General features: G+C 70.3%; 22 protein-coding genes. 10 read left to right on the top strand and 12 right to left on the bottom strand.

Annotation, left to right across the window (positions count from 1 at the left end):
• Positions 1-14: 14 nt before the first annotated feature.
• The 4 genes from ACIGO6_RS08860 to ACIGO6_RS08845 all read left to right on the top strand — a co-directional run bounded on the left by ACIGO6_RS08860 (position 15) and on the right by ACIGO6_RS08845 (position 4122).
• Positions 15-1019, top strand: coding sequence for an aliphatic sulfonate ABC transporter substrate-binding protein (locus tag ACIGO6_RS08860; protein ID WP_399873264.1), 1005 nt, complete (start codon positions 15-17; stop codon positions 1017-1019).
• Positions 1020-1102: 83 nt separating this feature from the next.
• Positions 1103-2581 carry a sulfatase-like hydrolase/transferase gene (locus ACIGO6_RS08855; RefSeq protein ID WP_399873628.1) on the top strand — a complete coding sequence of 493 codons (1479 nt, stop codon included), beginning with the start codon at positions 1103-1105 and terminating at the stop codon, positions 2579-2581.
• Between the two features lie 4 nt (positions 2582-2585).
• Positions 2586-3590, top strand: coding sequence for a formylglycine-generating enzyme family protein (locus tag ACIGO6_RS08850; protein WP_399873261.1), 1005 nt, complete (start codon positions 2586-2588; stop codon positions 3588-3590).
• A 70-nt stretch (positions 3591-3660) separates the two neighbouring features.
• Positions 3661-4122, top strand: coding sequence for a GNAT family N-acetyltransferase (locus ACIGO6_RS08845; RefSeq protein ID WP_399873258.1), 462 nt, complete (start codon positions 3661-3663; stop codon positions 4120-4122).
• 93 nt (positions 4123-4215) lie between these two features.
• Here the strand turns inward: ACIGO6_RS08845 and ACIGO6_RS08840 are convergent, their stop codons facing one another.
• The gene (locus ACIGO6_RS08840) at positions 4216-4773 is read right to left on the bottom strand and encodes a TetR/AcrR family transcriptional regulator (protein WP_399873255.1); all 558 of its coding nucleotides are present in this window, start codon (positions 4771-4773) and stop codon (positions 4216-4218) included.
• Positions 4774-4898: 125 nt separating this feature from the next.
• Here ACIGO6_RS08840 and ACIGO6_RS08835 point away from each other — a divergent pair, with 125 nt between their 5' ends.
• Positions 4899-6095 (top strand): MFS transporter, encoded by a 1197-nt coding sequence (locus tag ACIGO6_RS08835; RefSeq protein ID WP_399873253.1) that lies wholly within the window; start codon positions 4899-4901, stop codon positions 6093-6095.
• Between the two features lie 75 nt (positions 6096-6170).
• Here the strand turns inward: ACIGO6_RS08835 and ACIGO6_RS08830 are convergent, their stop codons facing one another.
• The gene (locus tag ACIGO6_RS08830) at positions 6171-8291 is read right to left on the bottom strand and encodes a PQQ-dependent sugar dehydrogenase (protein WP_399873250.1); all 2121 of its coding nucleotides are present in this window, start codon (positions 8289-8291) and stop codon (positions 6171-6173) included.
• A 247-nt stretch (positions 8292-8538) separates the two neighbouring features.
• On the opposite strand from ACIGO6_RS08830, the gene ACIGO6_RS08825 reads away from it, so the two are divergent.
• Positions 8539-9342: an SAM-dependent methyltransferase gene (locus ACIGO6_RS08825; protein WP_399873248.1), complete on the top strand. Its 804-nt coding sequence runs from the start codon at positions 8539-8541 to the stop codon at positions 9340-9342.
• Positions 9343-9404: 62 nt separating this feature from the next.
• Here ACIGO6_RS08825 and ACIGO6_RS08820 read toward each other — a convergent pair whose 3' ends face one another.
• On the bottom strand, positions 9405-9686 hold the full coding sequence (locus ACIGO6_RS08820) for a hypothetical protein (protein ID WP_399873246.1): 282 nt from the start codon (positions 9684-9686) through the stop codon (positions 9405-9407).
• A gap of 30 nt (positions 9687-9716) precedes the next feature.
• Positions 9717-9998, bottom strand: a complete 282-nt coding sequence (locus ACIGO6_RS08815; RefSeq protein WP_399873245.1) for a hypothetical protein — start codon at positions 9996-9998, stop codon at positions 9717-9719.
• A gap of 226 nt (positions 9999-10224) precedes the next feature.
• On the opposite strand from ACIGO6_RS08815, the gene ACIGO6_RS08810 reads away from it, so the two are divergent.
• Both ACIGO6_RS08810 and ACIGO6_RS08805 read left to right on the top strand, forming a co-directional pair.
• Positions 10225-12342 (top strand): SpoIIE family protein phosphatase, encoded by a 2118-nt coding sequence (locus ACIGO6_RS08810; protein WP_399873242.1) that lies wholly within the window; start codon positions 10225-10227, stop codon positions 12340-12342.
• 41 nt (positions 12343-12383) lie between these two features.
• Complete coding sequence (locus ACIGO6_RS08805; protein WP_399873238.1) at positions 12384-12830, top strand: TIGR03618 family F420-dependent PPOX class oxidoreductase; 447 nt, start codon at positions 12384-12386, stop codon at positions 12828-12830.
• A gap of 148 nt (positions 12831-12978) precedes the next feature.
• On the opposite strand, the gene ACIGO6_RS08800 is transcribed toward ACIGO6_RS08805, so the two are convergent.
• From ACIGO6_RS08800 to ACIGO6_RS08780, 5 genes are all read right to left on the bottom strand, one after another.
• On the bottom strand, positions 12979-14046 hold the full coding sequence (locus ACIGO6_RS08800) for a hypothetical protein (RefSeq protein ID WP_399873626.1): 1068 nt from the start codon (positions 14044-14046) through the stop codon (positions 12979-12981).
• Between the two features lie 67 nt (positions 14047-14113).
• Complete coding sequence (gene arsM / locus ACIGO6_RS08795) at positions 14114-14926, bottom strand: arsenite methyltransferase (protein ID WP_399873235.1); 813 nt, start codon at positions 14924-14926, stop codon at positions 14114-14116.
• Positions 14927-15043: 117 nt separating this feature from the next.
• Complete coding sequence (locus ACIGO6_RS08790) at positions 15044-16729, bottom strand: ABC-F family ATP-binding cassette domain-containing protein (protein WP_399873233.1); 1686 nt, start codon at positions 16727-16729, stop codon at positions 15044-15046.
• 168 nt (positions 16730-16897) lie between these two features.
• Complete coding sequence (locus ACIGO6_RS08785) at positions 16898-18388, bottom strand: carboxylesterase/lipase family protein (RefSeq protein WP_399873230.1); 1491 nt, start codon at positions 18386-18388, stop codon at positions 16898-16900.
• Between the two features lie 53 nt (positions 18389-18441).
• The gene (locus tag ACIGO6_RS08780; RefSeq protein ID WP_399873228.1) at positions 18442-19356 is read right to left on the bottom strand and encodes an MBL fold metallo-hydrolase; all 915 of its coding nucleotides are present in this window, start codon (positions 19354-19356) and stop codon (positions 18442-18444) included.
• Positions 19357-19535: 179 nt separating this feature from the next.
• On the opposite strand from ACIGO6_RS08780, the gene ACIGO6_RS08775 reads away from it, so the two are divergent.
• Positions 19536-22301 (top strand): helix-turn-helix transcriptional regulator, encoded by a 2766-nt coding sequence (locus ACIGO6_RS08775; protein ID WP_399873226.1) that lies wholly within the window; start codon positions 19536-19538, stop codon positions 22299-22301.
• 5 nt (positions 22302-22306) lie between these two features.
• Here ACIGO6_RS08775 and ACIGO6_RS08770 read toward each other — a convergent pair whose 3' ends face one another.
• From ACIGO6_RS08770 to ACIGO6_RS08760, 3 genes are all read right to left on the bottom strand, one after another.
• Positions 22307-22666 (bottom strand): hypothetical protein, encoded by a 360-nt coding sequence (locus tag ACIGO6_RS08770; RefSeq protein WP_399873224.1) that lies wholly within the window; start codon positions 22664-22666, stop codon positions 22307-22309.
• Positions 22667-22739: 73 nt separating this feature from the next.
• Positions 22740-23819: a PP2C family protein-serine/threonine phosphatase gene (locus ACIGO6_RS08765; protein WP_399873222.1), complete on the bottom strand. Its 1080-nt coding sequence runs from the start codon at positions 23817-23819 to the stop codon at positions 22740-22742.
• Between the two features lie 251 nt (positions 23820-24070).
• Positions 24071-25186, bottom strand: coding sequence for a MerR family transcriptional regulator (locus ACIGO6_RS08760; RefSeq protein WP_399873219.1), 1116 nt, complete (start codon positions 25184-25186; stop codon positions 24071-24073).
• 495 nt (positions 25187-25681) lie between these two features.
• On the opposite strand from ACIGO6_RS08760, the gene ACIGO6_RS08755 reads away from it, so the two are divergent.
• Positions 25682-26368 carry a 2-phosphosulfolactate phosphatase gene (locus ACIGO6_RS08755; RefSeq protein WP_399873217.1) on the top strand — a complete coding sequence of 229 codons (687 nt, stop codon included), beginning with the start codon at positions 25682-25684 and terminating at the stop codon, positions 26366-26368.
• Positions 26369-26445: the final 77 nt, after the last annotated feature.

Here is a 26445-nt window from a genome sequence, read left to right as displayed (position 1 = left end):
AGGAACCCACAGACATGTCTTCCTCCAGCACCCGCAGACGCCTGTCCGCCGCCCTCGCCGGCCTGTCCGCGACGGCACTGCTGGCCGCGTGCGGCGGCGGATCGTCCTCCGGCGGCTCGAGCGGCGACACGGTGCGCTTCGGTTACATCAACGACTTCAACGGCGCGAGCCTGATCGCCGTCGCCGACGCCAAGGGCCTGTGGAAGAAGCACGGGCTGAAGGCGGACACCAAGGTCTTCACCAACGGGCCGCTGCAGATCCAGGCCCTGGGAACGAACAATCTCGACTTCGGCTACATAGGCCCGGGCGCGATGTGGCTCCCCGCCTCGGGGCAGGCCAAGGTCGTCGCGATCAACACGCTCGGGAACTCCGACCGGGTCCTGGCCCAGCCGGGCATCGACTCCATGGAGCAACTCAAGGGCAAGACCGTGGCCGTTCCCGAGGGCACCTCCGGCGACATGATCCTCTCGCTGGCCCTGAAGAAGGCGGGGATGACCAAGAGCGACGTCAAGACCGTCCCCATGGACCCGTCGACCATCGTCTCCGCCTTCTCCTCCCAACAGGTCGACGGGGCGGGCTTCTGGTACCCCGCGGCGGCCACGATCAAGAAGCAGGTCCCGGGGATGAAGGAACTGGCGAAGAACACCGACTTCGAGTCCGAGGTCTCCTTCCCCACCGCGTTCGTGGCCGGCAACAAGGTGGTGGCCGACCGGCCGGAGAAGGTCGAGAAGGTCCTCGCCGTGCTGCGCGACGCCATCGCGTTCCGGTCGGAGCACACCGAGGAGGCCATCAAGCTGACGGCCGACAAGATGGACGTCCCCGTCGACCAGGTCACTGCGGACGCCGCCAACAACAAGCTGCTCAGCCTCGACGAACTCGACGCGCTGACCCGGGACGGCACCATCGCCAAGTGGCTGAAGGGCATGAACGACTACTTCGTCGAGGCGGGGAAGCTGAAGGCGCCCGTCGACCCGAAGACCTACTACACCGGCGACCTCTTCACGGGAGCAGGCAAGTGACCCCGCCCAGTGGTACCTCACGTACTCCCGGCACGGAGGGCGCCTCCGCTACGGCCGGCACCCCCGGCGCGTCCAGGAAGAACATCCTCTTCCTCATGACCGACCAGCACCGGGCCGACACCCTGGGCGCCTACGGCAACCCACTGGCGCACACCCCGGCCCTGGACGAACTCGCCGCCACCGGGACCCGCTTCGACCGCTGGTACACCCCCACCGCGATCTGCACCCCGGCCCGCGCCAGCCTGCTGACCGGCCAGGCGCCCTTCCGGCACAAACTGCTCGCCAACCACGAGCGCAACGTCGGCTACCTCGAGGACCTGGCCGAGGACCGGTTCACCTTCTCCCGGGCACTGCGCGACAACGGCTACAACTGCGGCCTCATCGGTAAATGGCACGTCGGCAACCAGCGCACCGCGGCCGACTACGGCTTCGACGGCCCCGAACTGCCCGGCTGGCACAACCCGGTGGACCACCCGGACTACCTCGCCCACCTCGCCGAACGCGGTCTGCCGCCGTACGAGATCAGCGACCGCATCCGCGGAACCCTGCCCAACGGCGGGCCCGGCAACCTGCTCGCGGCCCGGCTGCACCAGCCGGTCGAGGCGACGTTCGAGCACTACCTGGCCACCCGCGCGATAGAGAAGCTCGAACGGTACGCCGAGGACGCCCGTGAGCGTGAACAGCCCTTCTTCCTCGCTCTGCACTTCTTCGGCCCGCACCTGCCGTACATCCTCCCCGACGAGTACTTCGACCTGGTCGACCCGGCAGACGTCGAACTGCCGCGGTCCGTCGCGGAGACCTTTCACGGCAAACCACCGGTGCAGCGCAACTACAGCGCGCACTGGACCTTCGACACCATGCCGATCGAGACGACCCGCAAGCTCATCGCGGTGTACTGGGGTTATGTGGCGCTGATCGACCTGCAGATCGGCCGGGTCATGGCGGCCATGGAACGGCTCGGTCTGGTGGACGACACGGCGGTGTTCTTCACCTGCGACCACGGCGAGTTCACCGGCTCCCACCGGCTGCACGACAAGGGCCCGGCGATGTACGAGGACATCTACCGCACGCCCGGTCTGCTGCGCGTCCCGGGCGCGCCCGCCGGCGTCGTGCGTCCCGAGTTCGTCAGCCTGCTCGACTGCACCGCGACCATCCTCGACCTGGCGGGCATCGACCCGAAGCACGCGGTCGACTCGCGCAGCCTGCTGCCGCTCGTGCGCGGTGAGGCGGTCGACTGGGACGAGGACATCGTCTGCGAGTTCCACGGCCACCACTTCCCGTACCCGCAGCGCATGTTGCGCGAGGACCGGTACAAGCTCGTCGTCAACCCGGACTCCGTCAACGAGCTGTACGACCTGCACACCGATCCGGACGAGCTCCAGAACGTGCACGACCATCCGGAGCACGCGGAGGTCCGCTCCCGGATGACGCGCCGACTGTACGACGTGCTGCGGGAGCGCGGCGACAACTTCTACCACTGGATGACGTCGATGTACGACGTCGGCGAGGTGGGCCACGACCCGACCCTGAGCGGGCTGGACGAGTCCACGTACCGGGCGTAGCTCCATGACCGACGAGCACCGCCCCTGCTGCGCCCCGGCAGTCGCCGCCACGCCCTCCCCCGTCACCGAGACCGCCGCGGGGTCCCCCACGGTGCCGGTCACCGCCGCCCGCGATCGCTCGACGCGCGGCCAGGTCCGCCTGTCGGGCGGCGAGTTCGCCATGGGCGACGCCTTCGACGAGGGCTACCGCGCCGACGGCGAGACCCCCGTCCACACGGTGCGCCTCAAGCCCTTCCACATCGACGAGACCGCTGTCACCAACGCCCGGTTCGCCACCTTCGTCAAGGCCACCGGCTACGTGACCGACGCCGAGTGCTACGGCTCCTCGGCGGTCTTCCACCTCGTGGTCGACGCCCCCTCCGCCGACATCCTCGGCCACGCCGCCGGGACTCCCTGGTGGATCAACGTCCGGGGCGCCCACTGGCGCCGCCCCGAAGGCGCCCGGTCCGACATCACCGGCCGGCAGAACCACCCCGTCGTCCACATCTCGTGGAACGACGCGCATGCCTACGCCCGGTGGGCGGGCAAGCGCCTGCCCACCGAGGCCGAATGGGAGTACGCCGCACGCGGCGGGCTCTCCGGGCGCCGCTACGCCTGGGGTGACGAACTCACCCCCGGCGGCCGGTGGCGCTGCAACATCTGGCAGGGCCGCTTCCCCCACACCAACACCGCCGAGGACGGCTGTCCGACGACCGCGCCCGTCAGGTCCTACCGCCCCAACGGCTTCGGTCTGTGGAACACCGCCGGCAACGTGTGGGAGTGGTGCTCCGACTGGTTCTCACCCTCCTACTACGCCCAGTCCGCCGCCGAGGACCCGCACGGCCCGGAGACCGGAACCGCGCGGGTCCTGCGCGGCGGCTCCTATCTGTGCCACGACTCCTACTGCAACCGCTACCGGGTCGCCGCCCGCTCCTCCAACACCCCGGAGTCCTCCTCCGGCAACCTCGGTTTCCGCTGCGCCAACGACGGCGACGCCCACGCCCCCCGCGCAACTGGAGAACTTCGGTGACGGACCCGGCAAGGCATCGGGCACCGGCCGACCGAGTGGATGGCGCGCTGGTGCGTGGCAGACTGTTCGAGTGATCGTCAGACTTGCGGAAGAGCAGGATTTCCCCGGCCTCCTCGGCTTGGCGGCCCAGGTCGAGCACTGGTTCGGCCCGATGGTCGGGGATCCCGGTTTCCACCGCGCCGTGGAGGAGCACATTCGCCGGGCCACGGCGCTCGTCGCCGTCTCGGGCCCGGATGTGCTCGGCGGCCTGCTGTTCGACAGCCAGGCCCCGAAGTACCACATCGACTGGCTCGTCATCTCCGAGAAGCACCGTGGGCAGGGCGTCGGCCGCGCGCTCATGGAGGACGCGACACGCAGGTTCGTGCGCCGGCCGGGCAGCATCGAGGTGATCACCTTCGGGGCCGACCACCCGGGCGCGGTCGCCGGCGGCGCGCGCGACTTCTACGAGCGTCTCGGCTTCAGCCCGGCCGAGGCCGCGGATCCGGGCCCGGAGGGTGGTTCACGGCAGGTCTACCGCCGGGCCGTCGTCTGACGCGAGCCCGGCTGTCCGGTGAGCGCCCGTGTCCCGGTGACGCCGAGGAATCACTGCCGGCGACACCCCACACCGACCTGCTCCTCGCCGCGTTCAGCGGTGCCGGTTGACGACGGCGCTCACGATGGCGGCCACCTCCCCGCGGTCGGTGGGCCGGAGGTCGACGGAGTTGTGGATGGAGAGTCCTTCGATCAGGGCGTCGAGGGCCCGGGCCGTGAGCGGGTCGAAGTGTCTGGCCAGCGAGTCGCGGCTGGCCTGCATCCAGGACCGCATGACGGCGCGCACTTCGGGGTGGCGGGTGGCGAAGGCGTAGAGCTCGTAACCGAGCAGGAGATTGTGGTCGGTTCCCCAGACCTTGCCGCAGATGATCTCGACGACCGCGTCCTGTGCTTCCTGGGGTGACCGCGCGGCCTCCAGGAGGGCGCCGTAGCGCGTGGAGACGGACTCGGCGTGGCGGGTGAAGGCGTCGGTGAGCAGGTGCTGCATGTCGTCGAAGTAGTAGGTGAGGGAACCGAGCGGCACGCCGGCCGCGTCGGCGATCTTCCGAAAGGTCACTTTGATGGCACCGTGCTCGGCGATGACGTCGAGCGCGGCGTCGAGGATGCGTTCGCGGCGCCGGGGGTCGTTGGGGCCGCGGGTGCTGCCTGTCATCGTCGTGGTCTGCCTTGTCTTCTCGTACCCTCGGCGAGTGTGTACATTTGTACATACCTGGTGGGTGCACGGACCCGTTGCCTGCCTGTGTCCGTCGATTCTGTCGAACACCAGCGGAGCCCTTCTTGATAGACCGTGCCATACGCCGACGCCGTCGGGCGCTGTTCCTGTTCTTCTTCCTCAACGGCATGGCAATGGCCTCCTGGGTCACGCGCACGCCGGACATCCGTGATCACCTGGGGGTGTCCACCGGGCAGATGGGACTGGTGCTCTTCGGCCTGTCGGTCGGCTCCATGGCCGGCATCCTGTTTTCCGGCCGCTTCGTGTCGAGGTTCGGCACCAGGCCCGTGACGGCACTCGCCACCCTCCTGGTCGTCGCGAGCGTGGCCGTCGTCGGGGTGGGCAGCGCCCTCGCCTCCGCACCGCTGGTCACTGCGGGACTGTGCGTGCTCGGCATGGGGTTCGGGTCGGGTGAGGTGGCGATCAACGTGGACGGTGCCGACGTGGAACGGATCACCGGCACGGCGGTTCTGCCCACGCTGCACGGATACTTCAGCCTGGGCACCGTCGTCGGTGGCCTGGCCGGCATGGCGGCCACCGCGGTGGCGTTTCCCGCCCACTGGCACCTGCTGGCCGTTGCCGTGGTGGCGGCTGCGATCTTTGCGTACGCCATCGGTGCCGTCCAGGCCGGGACCGGGATCCGCACCGCTCCGCCTGCTGCGGACTCCGCGCAGCAGGCGCGGCCGCAGGTGTGGAGGGACCGTGGGCTCCTGCTGATCGGGGCCATCGTCCTCGCCATGGCCCTCGCCGAGGGGGCCGCCAACGACTGGCTGCCGCTGCTCATGGTCGACGGTCACGGGCTCGGCGCCGCGGCCGGCTCGCTCGTCTTCGTGGGCTTCGCCGCGGCGATGACCCTGGGGCGTTTCGGCGGCACGTTCTTCCTCAACCGATACAGCCGGGCGGCTGTCGTGCGGGCCAGCGCGATCTCCGGAGCCGTGGGCCTGTCCCTGGTCATCTTCTCCGACAACGCTTTCGTGGCCGCGGCCGCCGTCCTGTTCTGGGGTCTTGGCGCGTCCCTGGGCTTTCCGGTGGCCCTGTCGGCGGCGGGCGACTCCGGACCCGACGAGACCGCCCGGGTCAGTCTCGTGGCGACGATCGGTTACATCGCCTTTCTGGTGGGGCCGCCCGCGCTCGGTTTCCTGGGCGATCACTACGGGCTGCGTCCGGCGATGGTGGTGGTGCTGGCGTTCGTCGCCATGGCCGTCCTCGTGGCCCCGGCCGCCGGCACCCGCGCACGTACCGAGGTTCCGGTGCGTGCCTGACCAGGCCGCACGCGGGCTGGAACAGCGGCGGGGCGCCACCTCCGGGTGGCGCCCCGCCTCATGCCTTCTCCCCGGTCAGTGGGCCGGGATCAGTGCGACCTCGGCGCTGCCCGAGAGGGCCGGCAGGCCGTCCGGAGGAGCGTCCTTGTAGCTGGCGTTGAAGACCGCCCTCAGGTTGTCCGCACCGGAGTGACCGCCGTCCACGAACGTCTTGAACGAACCGGAGCAGCCGGTGCTCGTCGACAGCGGGTGGCCGTGCGTGTCGTGGCCGAGGATGAACGACACGGACACCCTCGCGCAGTCCACCGGCTGGTCGTCGGTCACCGTGACCTCCCAGGTGACCGTGTCGCCCCAGTGGAACTCCTGGCCGCCGTGCGGAGCGGGGTCGGTCGTGAGCGAGACGACCGGCGCCTTGTTGCCGACCACGACGGGAACCGACGCGGAGGCCGAACGGCCGGTGCTGTCGGTGACCTTCAGCGTGGCGTCGAAGACGGCGTTCTCGGTGAACGTGTGCTTCGGGTTGGCCTCGCGGGAGTCCACGGTGCCGTCGGCGTCGAAGTCCCAGGCGTAGCGGAGGGCGTCACCGTCGGCGTCCTTGGTGCCGGCACTGGAGAACTGGACCGTCAGCGGGTTGGTGCCGTTGGTCACGTCCGCGGCGGCCATGGGCTCCGGGGTGCGGTTGCCCCGCGTGTAGTCGATGCGGGAGAGCTGTGCCTCGGGCAGCTCCGCGAAGTAGCCGGTGCCGTACTCGAGGACGTAGAGGGCGCCGTCGGGACCGAACTCGGCGTCGATCGGGCCGTCCGTCTTGATCGACGGGATCGCGTCCTCGATCTTCGTGACCTCGTTCCTCCTGCCGAGGCTGATGGCCTTCATCTGGTCGCGGGTCCACTCGTAGAAGAGCGGCTTGCCGTCGAAGTACTCGGGCCAGCGGTTCTGGGCCTTGTTCCCCTTGTCGTAGCGGTAGGCCGGGCCGCCCATGGGGCCGATGCCGCCGGTGCCGAGCTCCGGGAACTCCTCGGAGGCTCCGTAGCCGTAGACGATCTCGGCGTCCGTCACCGGCGGCAGCTTGCTCAGGCCGGTGTTGTGGCGCGAGTCGTTGACCGGCTTGTCGCAGTTGAAGGCGCCGCTCGACTTCTTGGTGGCGAAGTCGTAGTCCTGGTAGGGCAGGTCACGGGAGACGCAGAACGGCCAACCGTAGTTGGCGGGGCGGTCGATGACCATCCAGCGGCCGTGGCCGGCGGGGCCGCGGTCGGGGTTCGCCTGGTTGGCGTCGGGCGAGTAGTCGCCGACGTAGACCTCGCCGGTCCGGTCGTCCACGCCGAAGCGGAACGGGTTGCGCAGGCCCATGGCGTAGATCTCGGGGCGGGTCTTCGGGGTGCCGGGCGCGAAGAGGTTGCCGCGCGGGATCTCGTAGCCGCCGTCGCGCTCCACCTTGATGCGCAGGACCTTTCCGCGCAGGTCGTTGGTGTTGCCGGAGGTGCGCCGCGCGTCGAACGCCGGGTTGCGGTCGGGGCCGTCGTCGAGCGGGGCGTAGCCGTTCGACTCGAAGGGGTTGGTGTCGTCGCCCGTCGACAGGAACAGGTTGCCCTTGCGGTCGAAGTCGATCTTGCCGCCGACGTGGCAGCAGAGGCCTCGGTCGGCCGGGACGTCGAGGATCTTCTGCTCGGTGCCGAAGTCGAGCTCGTTGCCCTTCAGTTTGAACCGCGACAGCCGCGTGACGCCCTTGTACTTGGCGAAGTCCTCGGGCTTGCCGGTCAGCGGCGCGTCGCCTTCGTTGACGCCCGGGGTGGCGGGGTCGTCCACGGGGGTGCTGAGTCGGGGCGAGTAGTAGAGGTAGACCCAGCGGTTCTTGGCGAAGCCGGGGTCGACGGCGATGCCCTGCACGCCTTCCTCGTCGTGCTGGTAGAGCCCGGCGGGGCTCTGCTTCATGTCGGCGGCGAGGAAGTTCACGCCGCTCTTCGGGTCGTGGATCCGGACTTCGCCCGTACGCGCCGTGTGCAGCACCCGGCGGTCGGGCAGGACGGCCAGGGCCATGGGCTCGCCGGGGCGGTCGTTGAGGGTGACCTTCTGGAAGTTCGACGGGACGGGCGGTGCGGGCTCCGGTTTGGCGGCTTGGGCCGGGGACAGGGGCAGGAGCCCGACGGTCCCTGCCAGCGCCGCCGCCCCTACGAGGGTGGCGATCCGTCTGATGCGCACTCAGAACTCCTTTGGGCTGGTCGTGGCTGCAAAGACCAGGGGGTATTGCCACCGCCCCACCGCAGTGCGGCAGGGCGGGACGAAAACCCCGGCGAAGTCGGTGAGTTGGACGCTAGAGCCCCTACTTTCGGCCAGTCAAGGACAAAGTCTGAACATTCTCAGAGAAAGCGAGTCCCGCGTGGTGCAGGCGAGTTCGGGGTAGTTGCCCAGCGGGCTCTCGCCGAAGCATCCGTGTGAAGCTTTCCCCATGACTCACCCGCGTGAAGAAGTCAGGGCCGGGCTGGGGACCGATCGCCCGCACTCCGCCCGTGTCTGGAACTACCTGCTGGGAGGCAAGGACAACTACCCCGTCGACAGCGAGGCCGGTGAGGTCATCCTCAAGACGTTCCCGGAGTTCGCCGCCGTCGCCCGGCTGCAACGCAGGTTCCTCGCCCGCGCCGTGCGCTTCCTCGCGGGCGAGGCCGGTGTCCGCCAGTTCCTCGACATCGGCACCGGACTGCCCACCGCCGACAACACCCACGAACTGGCCCAGCGCATCGCGCCGGAGAGTCGCATCGTGTACGTCGACAACGACCCCCTTGTCCTGGTGCACGCGCAGGCTCTGCTCACCAGCAGCACCGAGGGCGCCTGCGCCTACATCGACGCCGACGTGAGGGACCCGGAGCGGATCCTGGCCGAGGCCGCCAAGACCCTGGACCTCGGCCGCCCGGTCGCCCTGACCATGCTGGGCATCATGGGGCAGATCTCCGACGCCGAACGCCCCGCCCACCTGGTGAGCACGTTGATGTCAGCCCTGCCGTCGGGCAGCTACCTGGCCCTGAGCGACGGCACGAACACCAACGAGGCGCTCAGCACGGCGGTCGGGGTCTACAACGGGCAGTCGGCCCACACCTACCACCTGCGGTCGCCGCAGGAGATCGGCTCCTTCTTCACCGGCCTGGATCTGGTGGAGCCGGGGGTCGTGTCCACCGCCACCTGGCGCCCGGAAGCCGAGCAGTCCGAGGAGGACACGGCCGACGTCTCCGTCTGCGGCCTCGCGGTCAGGAAGTGATCCCGAGTGAAGGTGCAGCTACGCGAACATCGGCAAGAACATCCGGGAGGAGCACATGTGGGTCACGGACCGCAGATGCGCTGCGCCTGGGTCGCCGTCCTGTCGCGATCGGCTCGGGCGTCGATCACTGCCTGCTCCTCCGCGATGCCCGGGTTCCCGCCTTGAGCGATGAGGTCCTTGTACCACTTCACCGTGTCCTGGTAGTCCTGCTCCGCCATCTCCGCGACTGCTACGGCCTGGGCGCAGTCGTCCGGCACGACGACCGGTGCGGCGTGGGCTGTTGCGGGGAGTGCGAAGGCCAAGGCGGTCGCGGCCGCGCCGGCGAAGAGGCCTGGGGACACCATGGGACATCTCCCAACAACAGGGGCTGACGATTACGACGTGAGCTCGATCCACCGGCTCGGGTCGGCGGTGGCCACGCACCGGCCGACAGGATTGGGGTCGCCCTGCTGCTCTTGACAGCGCCACGCCTCCCCGCCGACGTGGACGGTCATGGAGGAGCCGCCGCTGCGCGCCTGATAGGCATCGGCGACCTGCAGAGCGGTGGAGCACGGTGTGTCGGCGCCGGCGAACACGGCGAGTCCGTAGACGCTGTCGGATCCGCAGTACTCGCCGGGTGCCGCCTCGGCGCTCCCGGAGACGGACAGCGTGGTCATGACCGACGCTCCCGATACGGCGACCAGCGCCAGACCTGCCTTCACGGCTTCTTTGAACGATTGCATTCTGAAGCCTTCTCTCGCACGGCGTTCACGTACGCACCTCCACCACCATCACTCACTCGGTTCCCTGGTGCCACTCGGCCGGCGGCGCGGGGTTGATCCACATGCCGTCCCTCTTGTGCGGGGTTAGCGTTCTGATCATGAGCGTGAGGTGTTGCGCTACGTGATCGGGACCGAGGCCGATGAGAGGCCGGGTGGCGGTGATCCGCTCGGTGAGGCCTTGGCGTGGGCCGTCCGTCGTACGGACGCCAGGTCCGGGGGTGTCTATCTGCTGGACCCGGCTGAAGCCGCGCTGGGTCTGATCGCGTTGTGCGGGATCCCCATCGAGGCGTTCGCGCCGTACTGGCGGGTCTCCTCCACTGCCCCCGGCCCGGCCCAGGACGCCATGCGCCACGACCGGCTCGTCTGGGTGAGCTCCCTCGAAGAGCTGGCCCACAGGTACCCGCGCGTCGCGGCGGCCATCCCGTACCAATGCGCGTTCGCAGTGGCGCCGCTCACCGAGGCCCGGCGCTGCCGGGGCGCGTTGTTGCTGATGTGGGCTCCGGGTCGCTCCCCCCAGCTCAGCCGCGGCGAGCGCAGGCACGTCGCGTTGGGAGCCCGGCGTATCGCCCGGGTCCTGGCTGCATCGGCCGACCCACCGGCCCTTCCGACCCGGCCACGATTCGTGCGTCATCACCGCGCGGAGCCATGGTCGCAGTACGGGCGCGCGGCGGCCGACCTGGTGGAACGCCTGCCCCTCGGCACTCTCGCCCTCGACCACGGAGGGCTCATCACCTTCGTGAACACCACTGCCGCCGAGCTGCTGGGCAGACCGGCGGAGCACCTGCTGGGAACCCAGCCGTGGCAGTCTCTGTCATGGCTGAACACCATCACGTACATGGACACGTACCGCACGGCTCTGACCAGCCGAGAGCCCCACGCGCTGACCGTTCTCCGGCCACCGGACCAGTGGCTCGATCTGAGCCTTCACGCGGACGACAGCGGCACGAGCGTCCTCATCACTCCCAAGCATTCCGCCAAGCCCCTCGACATGCGGCCGGCCTCCTCCGGCACGCCGCCCGAGAGCCGCATCCACCTTCTGATGGCACTGGCCGCCGCGCTGACCGAAACCGTCGGGGTCCAGGACGTCGTCGATCTGGCGGCAGACCAGATCCTTCCCGCCTTCGGCGCCCACGGCATGATCATGTCCACCGCCGACGCGGGCCGGATGCGGGTCATCGGACACCGTGGCTATGCCCCCGACGTCATCGAGCAACTGGACGGCCTGTCGGCGGACGCCGATCTGACCCCCGCGGGCCGTACTCTGGCCACCGGCACCGCTTCCTTCTTCGCCGACCGCGGCGCATTGGCCCGCCTCTACCCCGAGGCACCGCAGAACAGCGGCAAGCAGGCATGGGCGTTCCTGCCGCTGCTCAGCTCCGGACGCCCCCTCGGCTGCCTCCTCCTCGCCTACAACCACCCGCACTCTTTCACCGCGGCCGAACGCTCCATCCTCACTCCCCTCGCCGGTCTCATCGCCCAGGCCCTGGACCGTGCACGCCTTTACGACGCCAAGCACAGCCTCGCGCACGCCCTCCAGCAAACCCTCCTGCCCCGCACTCTGCCCCGCGTGACCGGACTCGACGTCGCCGCCCGCTATCTGCCCGCCAGTCACGGCATGGACATCGGCGGCGACTTCTACGACCTCATCCGCCTCACCGACACCACCGCCGCAGCGGTCATCGGTGACGTGCAGGGACACGACACGAAGGCAGCCGCCCTCATGGGCCAGGTACGCATGGCCGTCCACGCCCACGCCACGGCCGGAGCCACTCCCGACCAGGTCCTCACCCGCACCGACCGTGACCTCGCCGACCTCAACGCCGACCGTTTCGTCACCTGTCTCTACGCCCACATCGACCTGGCCCGCCGGCGGGTGACTCTCGCCAGCGCCGGCCATCCGCCCCCGCTGCTACGTCATCCCGACAACCGGACCCATGCCCTCGACACCCGTCCCGGTCCGCCTCTCGGTCTCGGTGTCGGCACGCCCTCCTACCCGCTCACCACCGTGCCCCTGCCCCTGATGTCCCTGCTCGCCCTCTACACCGACGGCCTCGTGGAAGCCCCCGGTCTCGACATCGCCGACACCACGGCCGACCTCGCGCACCACCTGGGCCGGTCGAGCAGCCTTCCGCTGCACCAACTGGTGGACAGCCTCGTCCACCATGCGCGCCGCGTCGGCCCGCACACCGACGACATCGCGCTCCTCCTGCTGCAGCCGAACCGCGTCGCCGAGCGGTGATCGAAACTCGCTCCGCCGATCATGATTGATAGCCTCCCGGGATGACTACGACGTTTGACCACGCCGTCCGCGCCCGACTGGAAGCCCCCAACATCTGGTATGTCGGCACCGTGTTCGCCGACGGAGCGCCGCAGGTCAGCCCGATGTGGGTGGATCTGGAGGGGGAGGGCGAGCTGACGTTCAACACCTCGGTGGGTCGGGTGAAGGAGGAGAACCTGCGCCGCGACCCCCGCGTCTATCTCTCGCACGCGGACGCCGCCGATCCCTTTGACCGGGTGCAGATCAGTGGTGTGGTGGCCCGCTTCATCGAGGGCGAGGAGGCGCACGATCGGATGGACCGGCTGGCCCGGAAGTACCTGGGCGGCGAACGCTTCGAGTGGATCATGCCGGGGGAGCAACGGGTCGCGGTGATCGTGCGTCCGGTCAAGGTGCGGCACATCGTCGGGGTGGAGCGCTTCCGGCCCGGCGGCCCCGTGCCCTCCGCCTGACAGCGCGTCCGACCGCCGAACGCGCTGTCCGATGCCGAGGGATCCTGCACCACCGGGCAGCAAGCGGGCGCGGTGGGACGGGCGGACCGCACTCGTGAGGGTGTCCACCGGACGAGTGCGGTGCCCGTTCCGTGCGAGCTCGGTGCGATCAGAGCTCGTCAGCCGGGAGGCCCAGGTCGGCGAGGTCGCTCTCGGACAACTCGTCGTCCTCCACCATCGGACCGGCGAAGAAGCCCTCCATGAGTTCCGCCAGGTCCAGCTCGGCGGCGCCGGCCGGGGCGGTGGGCTTGGTGCCGTCGCTCATCCGCAGCGTCAGGCCCAGCTTCTTGACCTTGGCGTCCTCGGCCAACGCGGCGAGGTCCAGGTCCACTTCGGTCAGCTCACCGTTCTTGAGCGTGAAGTCCGCCGTCACCTTCGTGTCGGGGGCGTCCTTCAGGTCCTGGTCCGTCGGCAGGTCCATGCCGGGAGGCAGGTCCTTGGCCAGCGGGCGGATCTCACCGAGCAGCTCGGTGAGCAGCGTGCGGAAGGGCGCCGTGGCGGTGACGCGCTCGGCGCCGTCCTCGCCGTCGGCCGTCTTGAAGTCCACCTCACGGGCGACGACCGAGCGGAGCGCCTCCACGAGCTTCTTCTGCGTCTTGGCGTCGAGGGTCGGGTCGGGTGCGGGAGCGTCCTGGGCGTCCTGGCCCTCGGCGGCGACCTCCTCCATCTCCTTGGTGCTGAACTTCACCCACTTGCCCTCGAGAACGTCCTTGAACGCCCCGGCCTCCGGGGGCAGGTCCTCGGCAGCCGGTACCGGGCTCCCCATCATCTGGCCGATGGTCTCGATGTCGGCACGGACATAGGTGTAGTCGCCGACCACCCGGTACTCGGCGAGGTCGCCGTCCGCATTGCTGATCTTCATGGCCATGCCAACGAAGTCCTGCTCTCCGGACTCCTCGATCGGCTTCTTCGACTGCACGGTCATCGTGATCTTCGCACCGCTGATCAGCTCGGCAGCCTCATCCGGCATCTCCTCGCCGGGCGCCGGCTCGGACTTGGCGTCCAGCGCCTTCAGCGACGCGACATCCGTGTCCACGTCGAGCTCGAAGGAGAGTGTCTTCTTCTTGCCGAGCTCTTCGAAGGCCTGGTCGAGCTTCTGGCCGGCGGAAAGCTGCTCCGCCGTACCGCAGGCAGCGGAGCCCGCGAGGACGGCACCGACTACAGCAGTGGCGGTCAGGGTCTTGCGTATGGCGCTGATGATGGTCTCCTTGTGGGTCCGATCACGCAGTGATCAATCAGAAGACTCACCACCCGCCCACAAGGTTGCCCTGCCCGCCGCACGTTGTCGCGTGACGCGGCACGGCCCTGTCCGGCTTGACCGCTCGGACGACGGCGGAGTGCATGCCGTCGGCGACAGTGCGGGTCGGGGTGAGCTCGATGCCGGTGAAGCCGGCCGCCGACAGCCCGTCGCGGTACTCGGTGAAGGAGAGCGCACCGGCGATGCAGCCGACGTGGTCGCCACGCTCGGCGCGGTGGGCCGGGGTGAGTTCGTCCTCGGCGACTACGTCCGAGATGCCGATCCGGCCACCGGGGGCCAGGACTCGGAACATCTCCGCGAAGACGGCCGGCTTGTCGGTGGACAGGTTGATCACGCAGTTGGAGATCACGACGTCGATCGTGCCGGCGGGCAGCGGAACGGCCTCGATGGTGCCCTTGAGGAACTCGACGTTCGTGGCGCCGGCCTTCCTCCGGTTGGCCAGGGCGAGGGCGAGCATCTCCTCGGTCATGTCCAGGCCGTACGCCTTGCCCGTCGGTCCGACGCGGCGGGCGGAGAGCAGGACGTCGATGCCGCCGCCGGAGCCGAGGTCGAGGACGCGCTCACCTTCGCGAAGATCGGCCACGGCGATCGGGTTGCCGCAGCCGAGGGAGGCGGCGACCGCCTCGGCCGGGAGGGCGTCGCGGTCGTCGGCGGCGTAGAGCGCCCCGCCGAAGTCGTCGTCGACGTCGACCGGCTCGGACCCACAGCAGGCCGTGCCGCCTTCGGCGACCTCGAGGGCCGAGGCGGCGTATCGCTGACGGACGGTTTCGCGCAGGTCGTCTGCGGTCTGCTCGGTCATGGCTCGCTCCTCGACGGACTGCATTGACGTTTCTCGATACAAGCTTCCGCCGTGAATCGAGAAACGTCAACATAGAGGAGTGTCGAAACAGGAACGGGCGGCGCCGGGCCTTTGCCGTCAGCGCCTGCGGCCCCGGTGCAGCTCCAGCCGCTCCCCGGGGAAGCGCTCGCGGAAGCCGCGGTCGTGCGAGACCGCGACCACCGCTCCCGGGTACACCGCGAGCGCCGCCTCCAGGTCCTCGACGAGATCGAGCGCGATGTGGTTCGTCGGCTCGTCGAGGACGAGAAGGTCCGCGGGCCGCGTCACCAGCCGGGCGAGCTGCAGTCGCCGCTGCTGCCCCGCGGAGAGCGCCGCGACCGGGACGCGCAGGTCCTCCGCACGGAACAGCCCCAGCGCCAGCAGCTGTTCGGCGTACTCCTCCGGCAGCCCGGGCCACCCGGCCGCGAAGGCGGTGAGCAGCGGGAGCCTCGTGGAGCGCGCGGGCAGCTCCTGCGCCAGGTACCCGATCCGGACCGGGCGGCGTACCGCGCCGGTGTCGGGCTCCAGGTCGCCCGCCAGGACGCGCAGCAGCGTCGTCTTGCCGGCCCCGTTCTCGCCCGTGACGAGAAGCCGCTGCCCCGGCGCGATGGCGAGGAGACCGTCCAGACGCAGCCGTTCACCCACGCCCACACCGTCGAGCTCGGCCAGGGGGTGTTCCCCGCTCGGTCCGGGTGGAGCGCTCGGGGCAGGGCCCTCGACCGGACGGGCACCGCCCGCTGCCGGCAGCGCGGCGGTGAAACGCAGGGGTTCCGGTGGCGCCGCCACGGGGTTGCGGCGCAGGTGGGCCAGCCGCTCCCGTGCGGACCGCACCTGTCCTCCGAGCTTCGCCTCGTGCGAGCGTCGGTGCTTGCCGAAGCCCTGCCGCGGGTCCTTTCCGGTGGTGGCCAGCCGCTTCCCGGCGGCCTCGAGCAGCTCTTCGGTGCGGGCCACCTCGTCGAGCCAGTCCGCGTGTTCCTGCTCCGCGCGACGCCGGGCGGAGGCCTTCGCGGCACGGTAACCGGCCCAGCCGTCGCCGTACCGGTGCACCGTGCGCGCGTCCCGGTCGACCTCGAGGATCGTGGTGGCGATGCGCTCCAGGAAGCCGCGGTCGTGGGTGACCGCGACGACGGTGCCGCGGTGCGCTCGCAGGTGTTCCTCGAGCCAGCGCACGGCCGTCGCGTCGAGATGGTTCGTCGGCTCGTCGAGGAGCAGCAGCTCGGGAGCGGCGGCCAGCACGCAGGCGAGCGCGAGCCGCGACTGCTCGCCGCCGGAGAGCGAGCCGAGCGCGCGGTCCCGGGTGATCCCGGCGAGCCCGAGCCCGTGCATGGCGGCGTCGACGCGGGCGTCCGCCTCGTAGCCACCGCGCTCCTCGTACGCGATCAGCAGCTCGCCGTAGGCGGAGAGTTCGTCCTGCGTTGCCTCGCCGAGCCGCTCCTCCGCCGTGCGCAGCCGACGCTCCATGTCACGCAGTTCGGTGAGGGCGAGGTCGACGGCGTCCTGCACGGTGCGGTGCGGGTCGAGGTCGAGGGTCTGGGCGAGATGGCCGGTGCCACCGGGGAAGCCGACGGTGATCTCCCCGGTGTCCGGCTCCTCGGCCGCGGCGAGCAGCCGCAACAGGGTGGACTTGCCGGAGCCGTTCTCACCGATGACGGCGGCCCTGTCCCCCGGGCGCACGGTGAAGGAGACCTGGTCGAGGACGGTCCGGGTGCCATAGGACTTGGTGACGTTCTTGACGGACAGCTGTGCCACGGCAGCGGGGACAGCTCTACGGGCGCGTTCGCGCATGTGACTTTCCCTGGGGGTACGACGTGTCTACGGGCAGCAGAAACGGCGGCGTCGGCCGTGCCCGGACTCAGAGAAAGTAGAAGAAGTGCATGCCTCCACTATAGCAAGACGATGCGTATCGTCTCTCCCATTGTCTCTACTCGTGTGCGTTGCGAGGTCCGTCAGGGGTCAGCTCCAGGCCTGCCGTTCCTGGCCGCGGGGGTCGTCCACCTGGGTCCACTCGACGTCGATGCGCATCGTGGCCCTGCGATCGGTGTCGTACGGGTCCCAGCCCGGGTTGCCGGTCCTGGCGAATCGGACCCAGGTCTCGTGCATGCGGGCGGCGAGACGCGCGGGGGGCTTGCCGGGGCCGAGCAGGGCGGCGGACCCGTGCAGCCGGGTGAGGTGCGCGAGATCGAAGACGAAGGGCAGCTCGACCGCGTGCGTGGCGCCGAGCTCCCCGTCCAGGGCCTGCGACCGCCAGGCGAACTCGTAGGCATAGGTGGCGGACCGGGAATGGCCGGCATGTGCGCCGGTCAGGGCCCAGGTGCCCGCGCCGAACAGCGCGTCGCCCACGATGGCCGAGCGCAGCGCGCCGTTGGACGCCTCGGAGCGCGTCCTGCGATAGACGTCGACGAGCTTCTCCGGATTCGGGTGGGAGCGCTCCGCGACTTCCTCGACGTCCCCGACCGTCGAGGTGGCGTACTGGCCCACGGGGACGAGATAGAGGTTTCCCTCCTCCGCGTTGGTCCCGATGAGCAGGTCGACCTCGGCGCCCAGGCCGGCGGCGACGGATGCGGCGGGCTGCGTGTCGAGGACGAGGCTGAAAGGACTGAGTCCGATCAGCGGGTCGTGGTGCGTGTCGGTCTTCAGGTCGAGGCCCGCGAGCCGGGAGGCCGCCGCGACCAGGAGGTCGTCGGAGAGGTCCGCGAAGGCGTCGGCATGGGGCTCGACACCCAGGGTTTCGGCTGCCGCCTCGGTGACGCGGGCGGCCTGCTCGGTGGTGAACGCTCCCAGGCCGCTGCCGCTCTGGACGATCGCCCGGTGGAAGAGTCCCGTGGCGTCGGGGGTGGCGAGGATGCCGCCGACGACGGTCGCCCCGGCCGACTGACCGAAGAGGGTGACGTGGTGCGGGTCGCCTCCGAAGGCGGCGATGTTCTCCCGGACCCAGCGCAGGGCGGCGACGACGTCGAGCAGTCCGCGGTTGGCGGGCGCGCCGGGGAGGTCGAGGAACCCGGCGATACCGAGCCGGTAGTTGAGGGTGACGAGGACGACGCCGTCGCGGGCGAAGGCGGAGCCGTCGTACATCGCGGACCGCGTGGACCCGGCCACGAAGCCGCCGCCGTGCACGAACACCATGACGGGCAGGTCGCCACCGGCGGCGGTGGGCGTGAAGACGTTGACGGTCAGGTAGTCCTCCCCGCGGCTCCAACCGGTGCCGAAGTAGGGGGACATGTCCACGCTGCCGAGCCTGCGCTCGGACTGCGGTGCGTTGGGTCCCGGCACGGTGGCGTCCCGGACGCCGTCCCACGAGCTGTGTGGCCGGGGCGGCGCGAAGCGGCCGGCGCCGCGGGGCGGGGCGGCGTAGGGGATGTTCAGGAAGGCGGCGGTGTCGCCGTGGTGCAGGCCGCGGACGGCCCCCTGGGCGGTGGTCACGACGAGGTCGGGGTGGTGGCTCATGTCTCGTGTCTCTTGTCTCGTGCTCTCTTGTCTCGTGTCTCTTTCCGCAGGGCTCAGGCCTGTCCGGTGTACGGGGCGAAGGGGGCCCAGCCCTTGATGGCGAACCTGTCTCCCTCGCGCGCCACTTCCGCGGCACCGTGACCTCCGAGGTGGGCGGGGATGACGAGCGCGTTGTTGTCGGCTGCCCAGCCCAGCACCTTGCGACGGGTGGCGCGGGCGCCCGCGGGGTCCTCGCAGAAGCAGCTGTTGGAGTCCGGATCGAGGATCTGCACCGGGTTGTGGAGCAGGTCGCCGACGAACACCGCGCGGTCCGTCCCCGACGTGAGGGTCAGCACGGAGGAGCCGGGGGTGTGTCCGGGGGCCGCGTCCAGGCGGAGGCCGGCGTCGATCCGGTGGCTGTGCTCCCACAGCAGTGTCTGGCCGGCCTGGTGCACCGGGGCCACACTGTCCTCGAAGACGTTCTGGTTGCCGCGGCCGAGCAACGGCTTGTGACCGTTCTCCGGATTCCAGAAGTCGAAGTCGTCCTTCGGCATCAGATAGGTGGCGTTGGGGAAAGTGGGCACCCAGCGCCGACCGTCCAGGTAGGTGTTCCAGCCGACGTGGTCGATGTGGAGATGCGTGTTGATCACGACGTCCACGTCCTCGGGCGCGACGCCGGCCCGGGCGAGATTGGCCAGGAAGCCTGTTTCGAGACGGTTCCAGACCGGCGCGTACGGGCGGTCCTTGTGGTTGCCCACGCCCGTGTCGACGAGGATGGTCCTGCCCTCGCTGCGCAGGAGCCAGGTCTGGATCGCGGAATTCACGGTATTCGTCGCGGAATCCAGGAAATGCGGGGTCAGCCAGGAGGCGCCGTCGTCCCACACTTCTTTCGGGCTGTCCGGGAAGAAGGTTTCGGGCGTCATGTCGACGGAACCGAAGTACTCCCACACCCGGGTGAGGGTGACGTTGCCGAGCGTGATGTGTTCCATGGGGAATTCCTTGGGAATTGCGGAGGATTTCCCTGGAACCGTACGAGGGGACTCGCCGAGCGCGGTATCCGTCACGTGACTGCACCTGCGTGCAGTGCCCGGGCGCCAGGAGGGCCGCTTGTAGCCTGGCTGGGCCAAGCAGGCGACTCCGTTCGAAAGCCGCACTTTTGGGAGACTCGGTGGACCAGCACACAGGCGACCGTGGTGCGGTCAGGGCACCGGAGCCGGATCCGGCGGAGCCGATCGTCGGCCGGGACGCGGAATTGGCACGTCTCTTCCGTGCGGTGGACTCGGTGTCGGCCGATCCGGTGCTGATGCTGGTCGGTGACATGGGCACGGGCAAGAGCGCGCTGTTGGAGCGCACGGTGCGTCGGGCGGAAGCCGGCGGCACGCGCGTACTGCGTGCCGTGGGGAGCGAGTCGGAGTCGAGCCTGGCGTTCGCCGCACTGCATCAGTTGCTGCGACCGGTGCCGGCCGAGGTGGACGGGCTGCCGAACAGGCAGCGCGCTGCGCTTCAGGACGCCTTCGGCGCGGGTTCGGCCGCGTCGGGGCCCGATCTCATGCTGACCGGGGTCGCCGTCCTGAGCCTGCTGTCGGCCCTGGGCGACCAGCGTCCCGTGCTCGTGGTGCTCGACGACGCGCAGTGGTTCGATCGTGCTTCCCTGGATGTACTGTCCTTCGCTGCCAGACGGTTGGAAGGCGAACCGGTCACGATGCTGATCGGGGCCCGTGGCGGCGAACCCCTTCCGGGATTCGACCGTCGGACGCCGGCACTGACGCTGGGGCCGCTCGGCGAATCCGAGGCCGATCGCCTCCTGGACCTGCAACCGACGAGCCCCACCATCCGCACCAGGAGGCGGATCATCGACCAGGCGGGCGGCAATCCGCTGGCGCTGGTGGAACTGGCCAGGGCAGCCTCGGCACACGACGCGGCCGCCGGGCTGCCGTCCGCTGGTCCGCTTCCGCTCACCGATCACCTGGAGCGGATCTTCGCCGCCCGCTTGCACGGCCTCCCCTCCCCCACCCTGCACGCTCTGCTGCTCCTGGCCGCCATGGACAGCGCCGACTCCGCGATCGCCGTCTCGGCCGGACTGCCGCGTGCCGGGGACACTGTCTGGCGGTCCGCGGAGCAGGCCGGGCTGGTCCGACGGTCCGGCCGGGAGCTCCGTTTCCGCCACCCGCTGGTCCGCTCCGCCGTGTATCACGCCGTGTCCTTCGAGGCCCGGCGCGATGCCCACCTCGCGCTCGCGGAGGTGCTGCGGGACGAACCGGACCGGCGTGCCTGGCATCTGGCCGCCGCCTGCCCGTACCCGGACGCGGCCGTGTCGGCGGAGCTGGAGCGGACCGCCACCCGCGCCCGCCGGCGCGGCGGTCATGCGGCGGCCGCCAAGGCGCTGCAGCGCGCCGCGGAACTCGCACCGCGGCGCGAGGACGGCGCCCGGCTGCTGGTCGAAGCCGCTTCGGCGGCCGTGTTCACCGGTGACCTGGCCTGGGTCGAGGAACTGGTCGCGGCGACACGCGCGTGCACGGACGACGCGAGCCTGCTGGCCTCCGCCGCCGTGCAGGCCGGACGGCTGGCGGTCCTGACCGGACGCCACAGCACGGTGTTCTCCCGGCTGGTCCGCGCCGCCGAGCAGTTGGCGCTCTCCCAGCCCGCCGCGGCGCTGGAACTCCTGGCCGGCGCCGCCGTGGTCCGCTTCTACTGCGGAGAGGACGGCCAGCGGCACCGCATCCTGGACGTCCTGAGCCGCCTTCCCGACGACGCGTCCCACGTGGGCCTGCGTACCTGGGTGCGCGTCGTGTCGGACCCCTTCGAGGACCGGGCCCGGCTGATCTCCCTGCTCCCGCAACCGGCCGCCGAGGCGGAAGCCCGGCCGGAGCAGCTCACCACCGCCGGGATCATGGCATGGCTCCTGGACGAGACCCCCCGGGCCGTCCGCGCCTTCGACGAGGCCTTCGACCGCTGGGAGCTCCAGGGGCCGCTGCCCGAGGGTCTGGGCGGCGCGATCGCCTGGGCCTTCGTGGAACGAGGGCGGTGGGAACAGGCCCGTGAGGCCTGCGCCCGTACCGCGGCGGTCGGCCGGGCGGCCGGCCTCGACCACGCCGTGGCCTGTGCGGCCACCGTGGACGCCGCCGTGCTGGCCTTCCAGGGTGACGCGGCCACCGCCCGTGCCCGGGCCGAGGACGCGCTCACCCTGGTCGACCCGTTGGAGAGCCGCTCGGTCCGCGTCCATGCCCGTCGTGCGCTCGGTGCCGCGGCGGCCGCGGAAGGCGCCTACGAGAGCGCGTACGACCAACTCCGCGGGGTCTTCACGGCAGACGGCGCGCCCGTGCACTACCACGCGTCCTACCCGGCCCTCGCGGATCTGGCGGCCGCCGCTGTGCGCTGCGGCCGCCGTGCCGAGGCCGTCGCGATCGTCGAGCGCTCGGCCGAGGTGCTGGGGGACAACGCTTCACCTCGTCTGCGTGCGCTGATCGACCGGGCCCGTGGTCTGCTGGCGGACCCCGAGGACGCCGAGCCGCACTTCCGGGCGGCCCTTGCGGATCCCGTACTGGAGTACTGGCCCTTCGAACACGCACAGACCCTGCTCGACCTCGCCGAGTGGCTGCGGCGCCGTCGGCGCGTCGCTCAGGCGCGTCGGCCGCTCACCGAGGCGCTGGAGATCTTCCGTCGCCTGGGCGCCCGCCCGTGGATCGAGCGGGCCAGGACCGAAGCGCGCGCCGCGGGCCTCGACGTCACGGACTCGGCCCCCGACGCGCTCGCCGCGCTCTCCCCGCAACAGCAGCAGATCATCAGACTTGCCGCCCGCGGGCTGACCAACCGCGAGATCGGCGAGAGGCTCTTCCTCTCCCCGCGCACGGTCGGCTCGCACCTCTACCGCAGCTTCCCCAGGCTGGGCGTCACCGCCCGGTCCCAGCTGCGCGACCTCGTCGAGGGTCCTTGAAGGTGTCAGCGGTCGGAGTAGCTGAAGTCACCCACGGTCCAGGCGCTGATGTCCTCGATCGCCACGCGGTACATCCCGCCCGTCTCCGGAATCCCCATCGTGCCCTGCAGGATCCGGGCGACATGGAAGTGCAGATGCGTGGGCGGCCCTTCCTTCTTCGCGCTGGTGTCGAAGACGGCGGAGAACTCGCCCAGGTCGGCGGAGTCCGTCAGCACCTCCGACACCCGCTGCCTCCACACGGCTTCGGGGGCGAGGCGACCGGTGATGACAGCACCAGCAGTGATCACGGTCAGGGACATCCGACTGCTCCGCCCGGACTCCACACGGGCGGCGATGTCAATGATCAGCTCGTCAGGCTTCGGCATGAAACCGGATTCTATGCACCGAGCGGCCCGCGCGGTGGCACTACCGGGCAGGGGGCCGTCGAGACCGCCGCGGTCATGGGGTGTGTCCGGGGTCGGATTGGAGGGCGATCACGACGACGTCGTCGGACAGATTGGGCGCCCATTGGACGAGGTCGCGTTCGAGAAAGGTGACGAGGCCGGTGGGGGAAGGCTGTTGAGTACCGCTGCCGAAGTGGGCCTGGATCCGTTCACGGAGGGGGTAGAAGGAGCCGGTGCTGCTGCGGGCCTCGGTGATGCCGTCGGAGTAGGCCACCAGAACGTCACCGGGATCGAGCGCGCAGGTGCGGGTGCGCGGCGGCTCGGGCAGGAGGTCGCCCATGCCGAGGGGCAGGCTGTGCTCGGTCGGTACGACGGACGTGCCGTGGCGTCCGACGAGGAGGAGTGGCTGGTGGCCGCGGTCCAGGATCCGTACTTCGCTCGCGTCCGGCGCGAATTCGAGCAGGACCGCTGTGACGAAGAGTTCGTCCGCCGGCGCCGGAACCCCTTCGTGGTCCGGCGTGCCGCTGGTGTCGTCGGCGGGCTCCACCGGCGGGCTGTCGCGGTCGAGCTGCAACGCCACGTCGATCCGGTCGGCGACCTGAGGGAGCGCGTGGTGGAGCAGCGCCGCCTCCTGAAAGGTCGAGATCACCGTGGCCACGGTCTGCGTGGCGTTGACGCCCTTGCCTTTGACATCTCCGACGATCACACGGATTCCGAAGGGGGTGGTGCGGACCCTGTAGAGGTCCCCGCCGATGAGCGCCTCGTCATCGGCGGCCCGGTAGAAACCGGCCAGCCGCAACGGGCCGACCCGGGCGGGAAGAGGGCGCAGCAGGGCGAGCTGAACCGCTTCGGCCACGGCCTGCACGCGGCGGAACCGGCCCTCGATCCGGTGGCGCACCGTACACAGCACGACGGAGAGCAGCGTGACGGCGCCCAGCACGATCAGGGCCGAGATGGTCGTCGGACCGACGTAGTCCGCGAAATACTCGGTGAGCGCCAACAGGACGCAGGCCGCCACGCCGGTGGCCGCCACGCCGATCGGTGGGTACGTGAAGATGGCCAGCACGATCGAGGCCGACAGCAGCGAGCCGAAGAAGTAGTGCGGCGGTGTCACCTGGTCGAGCACGATCGCCACAACGACCACCGTGGGTGGCAGCCAGAGCAGCCAGCGCGGCGGCCATGGGTGCTGCGCGGCCTGCCTCCGGTGCTCCTCAGCAGCCCGACCCGCACCCACAGCTGTCAGTCCTTTCCCGCCACTCTTGAGGCTCGAAGCGCATAACGAGCATCATGCATGAACAAAATCGACCTTAATAGGACCAACTCGCCCACACGGGTCCCGTGCCGGGCGGAAGGCGCCGGTTTGTCCGGGACGGACGGTCGGCGTGTTCAGGCGACGAGAAGGCGGAGGCCGAGCTCTGCCGCGTCCAGGGCGACTAGATCGCGGTTGCGCTCGGCCCACCGGCCCGAGGCGAGGTCGTCGCGGAGGCTGTTCACCGCCCGCTGCTCGGCCTCCGGCCCCACTCTGGTCCACACCGACACCGCGCGGCGCACATGGTCCTCCAGGTACGCCTCGGGCCGGCGCCAGTAGGCCTCGAAGAAGCCGTCGGCGCAGTCCCAGGGGATGAGCACCGGTTCCGCGCGGCCGTCGACCGCGCGGGCCAGGTCGCCCAGCGAGGGCCAGTCGACGAGAAGGCCGGCGAATTCCGGCAGGTAGTCGCGCGTGAGCCAGAACCGTTGCCGCCAGTTGGTGTCACTGGCGTCGTACGTGAACACCACCACGCGACGGGCCACGCGCCGCATCTCACGCAGTCCGGCGACCGGGTCCGGCCAGTGGTGCACGGTGCTGACCGCCATCGCCGCGTCGAAGGACTGGTCCTCGAAGGGGAGACTCTCGGCCGCGGCGGCCACGCACGGTGCCGCGCCCGCCGGACGCTGCGCCCGCATGACCGCCGAGGGTTCCACCGCCGTCACGTCGCGGTCCGGGGGCTCGTAGGAGCCGGTGCCGGCTCCTACGTTCAGTACCGTCTGCGCGTCCCCGAGTGCCTCCCAGATCCTCGCGGCGATCCGCGGCTCGGTGCGCCGCGTCGCCGGGTAGGCGGACCCGATGGTGTCGTACAACTGCGCGCCGATCATTTTCAGTTGTTCCTCCGGCGTCGTCCTGATCCCCATGGCTCGTGCCTCCAGTTCCCTGTCTATGGCAGTCACCGTGGCAGCGGCGCGATCGCGCTGTTCCAGCAGCAGGCCGCGCAGCCGGCGCAGGTGCGCGACCGCGTCGGTGGCCGGGTCGTCGACCAGGTCCGCGATCTCGCGCAGTCCGAAGCCCAGCCGCCGGTAGGCGATCACCTCGCGCAGCCGCTCCACGTCGCCCGCCGAGTAGGCCCGGTAACCGGCCGCCGTCCGGGCGGACGGCTGCACGAGGCCGATCTCGTCGTAGTGGTGCAGCGTGCGGACGGTGACGCCTGCCAGCCCGGCCACCTGTCCCACGGTCAGATGCTCCTCCATGCCAGGGACTGTGCGGCATGACGTCACGTGAGGGTCAAACACGTCGCCGGTTCAGGCCGGAGAACACCCGCCGTGACTCAACGACCTCTGAGAAGGTTGTTGTACAGGCGTCTCAGGTGCTTGGCCACCGGGCACGTCACACCGTCGGCGTCACACTGACGGCAGGTCCTCAGGTGGTGGTCGTAGTCCTCGCGCGCCTGGGCAAGGCGGTCATCCGACACGTTCATTCGGCTTCCTGTTGGTCGTCCTGGCGCCACGATCGCGGGCGCGCAAAGGGAGAGGTGCCACCTCGAATGGTCGCGTGAGGTGCACAGACCAACTGTGATCTTGTTACTTGCAGTACAGCAAGCCGAGACGGTCATTGTGCCCGCGCAGGCGGACCGACAGGGCCACCAACAGGGGCCGACCGCGGGCCCGGACGGACTTCGCGACGATTGACGTGGTGTCGATCACTCTCCGGCTGCCGCGGATCGGGCGTGCACGAGCATGGGCGGAATGGACACTCGTTTCGCTGGTATCGCAGATCTGACCGAGGCACCGTCCGTGGCCGTCGTAGTCGACGTCATGCGTGCTTTCACCGTGGCCGCCTGGGCCTTCGCCCAGGGGGCGGAGAAGATCGTTCTTGCCGAGTCGCTGGACGAGGCGCAGGCGCTCAAGGCTCGCCACCCGGAGTGGGTGGCGCTCAAGGACGGGCCGCGTGCGCCCGGGTTCGACCTGGTCAACTCGCCGGGCCTGCTGCGGTCTGTCGACCTTCGCGGACGGACCGTTGTGCAGAAGACCACGGCAGGGACGGTCGGCGCCCTGGCGGTCAAGGAGGCGTCGCTGGTGCTGTGCGCCGGCTTCGTGGTGGCGGAGGCGACGGCCCGGCTCTTGCGGACGCGCAAGAGTGACAGCGTCACGTTCGTCGTCACCGGCGAGGACGGACAGGCCGACGAAGACCTGGCGTGCGCCCAGTACATCGCTCGGAGAGCCACCGAGGCGGGGACGGACGCCGCCAAGGATGCCGCCGGGTTCCTTCGCCGCGCCGCCGGGTCGCGCGCCGCCGCCGAGCTGGCGGAGGGGGTGCGTCAAGGCGTCCATCCCGATGACGTCGCACTCTGTCTCGAGCTCGACCGGTTCCCCTTTGCCATGGTGGCGACCTTGGAGGACTCGCTCATGGTCCTGCGTCCGTCCGCTCCTTGACCGCCCGGGCGTGGTTCCCCCGGGAACTCGGGGCCGGGCTCCCGCCTCGCCCGGCCCCTCCCGTGGGGGTGCGTCGG

This window comes from Streptomyces sp. NPDC053750 (assembly GCF_044544295.1).
In the GTDB taxonomy this organism is placed as follows: Bacteria; Actinomycetota; Actinomycetes; order Streptomycetales; family Streptomycetaceae; genus Streptomyces.
Note: the sequence above shows the minus strand (reverse complement) of the source record. Positions and strands in the feature narration are given on the sequence as shown.

Excerpts from the sequence above, each read along its gene's own strand:
- ACIGO6_RS08860 (WP_399873264.1), top strand. The coding sequence starts at position 15 with ATGTCTTCCTCCAGCACCCGCAGACGCCTGTCCGCCGCCCTCGCCGGC.
- ACIGO6_RS08850 (WP_399873261.1), top strand. The coding sequence starts at position 2,586 with ATGACCGACGAGCACCGCCCCTGCTGCGCCCCGGCAGTCGCCGCCACG.
- ACIGO6_RS08840 (WP_399873255.1), bottom strand. The coding sequence starts at position 4,773 with ATGACAGGCAGCACCCGCGGCCCCAACGACCCCCGGCGCCGCGAACGC.
- ACIGO6_RS08825 (WP_399873248.1), top strand. The coding sequence starts at position 8,539 with ATGACTCACCCGCGTGAAGAAGTCAGGGCCGGGCTGGGGACCGATCGC.
- ACIGO6_RS08820 (WP_399873246.1), bottom strand. The coding sequence starts at position 9,686 with ATGGTGTCCCCAGGCCTCTTCGCCGGCGCGGCCGCGACCGCCTTGGCC.
- ACIGO6_RS08815 (WP_399873245.1), bottom strand. The coding sequence starts at position 9,998 with ATGACCACGCTGTCCGTCTCCGGGAGCGCCGAGGCGGCACCCGGCGAG.
- ACIGO6_RS08805 (WP_399873238.1), top strand. The coding sequence starts at position 12,384 with ATGACTACGACGTTTGACCACGCCGTCCGCGCCCGACTGGAAGCCCCC.
- arsM (WP_399873235.1), bottom strand. The coding sequence starts at position 14,926 with ATGACCGAGCAGACCGCAGACGACCTGCGCGAAACCGTCCGTCAGCGA.
- ACIGO6_RS08790 (WP_399873233.1), bottom strand. The coding sequence starts at position 16,729 with ATGCGCGAACGCGCCCGTAGAGCTGTCCCCGCTGCCGTGGCACAGCTG.
- ACIGO6_RS08785 (WP_399873230.1), bottom strand. The coding sequence starts at position 18,388 with ATGAGCCACCACCCCGACCTCGTCGTGACCACCGCCCAGGGGGCCGTC.
- ACIGO6_RS08780 (WP_399873228.1), bottom strand. The coding sequence starts at position 19,356 with ATGGAACACATCACGCTCGGCAACGTCACCCTCACCCGGGTGTGGGAG.
- ACIGO6_RS08770 (WP_399873224.1), bottom strand. The coding sequence starts at position 22,666 with ATGCCGAAGCCTGACGAGCTGATCATTGACATCGCCGCCCGTGTGGAG.
- ACIGO6_RS08760 (WP_399873219.1), bottom strand. The coding sequence starts at position 25,186 with ATGGAGGAGCATCTGACCGTGGGACAGGTGGCCGGGCTGGCAGGCGTC.
- ACIGO6_RS08755 (WP_399873217.1), top strand. The coding sequence starts at position 25,682 with ATGGACACTCGTTTCGCTGGTATCGCAGATCTGACCGAGGCACCGTCC.